The sequence below is a fragment of the Pseudomonas sp. TWR3-1-1 genome, assembly GCF_049896545.1.
Taxonomy (GTDB): domain Bacteria; phylum Pseudomonadota; class Gammaproteobacteria; order Pseudomonadales; family Pseudomonadaceae; genus Aquipseudomonas; species Aquipseudomonas weihenstephanensis.
In genome coordinates this window covers 1-549 of the sequence record NZ_JAFCUO010000058.1, presented here as the reverse complement: position 1 = coordinate 549, position 549 = coordinate 1, and the positions used below count along the sequence as shown (strand labels likewise).

The following is a 549-nucleotide window of genomic DNA, read 5'->3' as shown; positions in this document are numbered from 1 at the left end:
ATGATCCGCTGCGCCGCTTCCATTCCGGCTGCGTGATTCGCTTGCTTGCGCTCGATCTGCTGGGCGGTAGTTGAGTTCATCTGGCGGTTCGTGACCCACTGGGTGTGGTAACTCTCGGCGTTGACCAGCAATTCGTTGAGGCTGTGGCATTTGCGCACGACGCCGACATCGCTGTTTTTCAGGTAATGGGCAGCGACGTGGTGGGCGACATCAGCTCCGAGGCGATCCACAAGCTGACCCAGCTGGCCACCAGCCTTGGCATTCCAGACCGGCCAAGTGTTGTAGCGCTTGCGGTAGGCCATGGCGTAGTTGGCCCAGGCCTTGAAAGTTTTGCAGGTCTGGTCTTTGGGGCCAGGCATGTCAGCAGGAATCTCGACCCGTGGCGCCTCGAAGCGGTCAACAACCAAAACCAAGCCGTGGGACTGAACCGGCTTGCCGGGAGCGTCCTGCAAATCCTGATTACTGGTTACCTGATTGGTACCCTGATTATTGGTACCCTGATTTGTCGGAGATTTATCCGACCCTGACACGGATTTTTTTCCGACCTTG

Annotated in this window: 1 pseudogene; it reads right to left on the bottom strand. The window is 57.4% G+C overall.

Annotated elements, in window-relative coordinates:
* Nucleotides 1-549 (bottom strand): annotated as a pseudogene (locus tag ACP7A4_RS23190) (phage replication protein); the annotation flags it as partial.